The following is a 1,366-nucleotide window of genomic DNA, read 5'->3' as shown; positions in this document are numbered from 1 at the left end:
GAAAGCAGCAAGACCGCACGACCCCCACCACAAAGGAGTGAACCGTGAACACACGTGCCCGCCACCGGATCCTCGCGATTGCCGCCGTGGCATCCGTCTCCGCCCTCGCCCTCGCCGGTTGCGCCGGCAATGCCGACGGCGCCCCCGAAGGCAGTGCCGACGAGGATGTCACGCTGACCGTCACCACGTTCGGCACCTTCGGCTACGACGACCTCTACAAGGAGTACGAGAAGGCGCACCCGAACGTGAAGATCGAGGCGACCAACATCGACACCGGTGGCAACGCCCGCACCGATGCCTTCACCAAGATCGCCGCCGGCTCCGGCCTCAGCGACGTCGTCGCGATCGAAGAGGGCTGGCTCGGCGCCATCATGGACGTCTCCGACACCTTCGTCGACCTCCGCGACTACGGCATCGAAGACCGCAAGGCCGACTGGGTCGACTGGAAGTACGGTCAGGCGACGGATGCCGAAGGCCGCGTCATCGGCTACGGCACCGACATCGGCCCGAGCGGCATCTGCTACAACGGTGCCGCATTCGAGGCCGCCGGTCTGCCGAGCGACCGCGAATCCGTCGCCGAGCTGCTCAACGGCGACTGGGAGAACTACTTCAAGGTCGGTGCCGACTACACGGCCAAGACCGGCAAGGCCTGGTACGACCACTCCGGCTTCGTCTGGAACGCCATGGTCAACCAGCTCGATGAGGGCTACTACACGACCGACGGCAAGCTGAACGTCGAGGACAACGCCGAGCTCAAGGAGCGCTTCGAGCTGCTGGGTGCGGCCACCGAGGGCGGCCAGTCGGCTGCACAGACGGCCTGGGACTGGAACGGCGGCAAGTCGTTCGTCGACGGCACCTTCGCGACCTTCGTGTGCCCGGGCTGGATGCTCGGTGTCGTGCAGGGTCAGGTCGAGGCCGGCGGCGGCGACGCCTCCACCGGCTGGGACTTCGCCGACGTGTTCCCCGGCGGTGCGGCCAACTGGGGTGGCGCCTTCCTGTCGATCCCGGAGTCCTCGCAGCACAAGGAGGCGGCCGCTGAGCTCGCCGACTGGCTGACGCAGCCCGAGCAGCAGGTGAAGCAGTCCGCCGCCGCAGGTAACTTCCCCTCGACGATCAAGGCGCAGGAGACCCTCGCCGCCGACGCGACGCCGAACGAGTTCTTCAACGATGCTCCGACCGGTGCCATCCTCGCGGAGCGCGCCAAGGGAGTCGTCGCCCAGTTCAAGGGCGCCGATGACTCGGTGATCCAGGAGAACGTGTTCGGCCCGGCCCTCAGCAGCCTCGACCGTGGTGAGACCGACACGCAGGGTTCCTGGGACCAGGCGATCAAGCTCCTGAACGAGCTCGTCGACTGATACCCAGCGGA

The 1,366-nt window shown here is 67.1% G+C and carries 1 protein-coding gene; it reads left to right on the top strand.

The window, feature by feature from the left end:
* Nucleotides 1-44: 44 nt before the first annotated feature.
* Nucleotides 45-1,355 carry an ABC transporter substrate-binding protein gene (locus ACNPM4_RS17190; protein WP_029263068.1) on the top strand — a complete coding sequence of 437 codons (1,311 nt, stop codon included), beginning with the start codon at nucleotides 45-47 and terminating at the stop codon, nucleotides 1,353-1,355.
* Nucleotides 1,356-1,366 lie beyond the last annotated feature (11 nt).

This window comes from Microbacterium umsixpiens (assembly GCF_053543675.1).
This window is presented reverse-complemented; position numbering and strand designations above follow the sequence as displayed.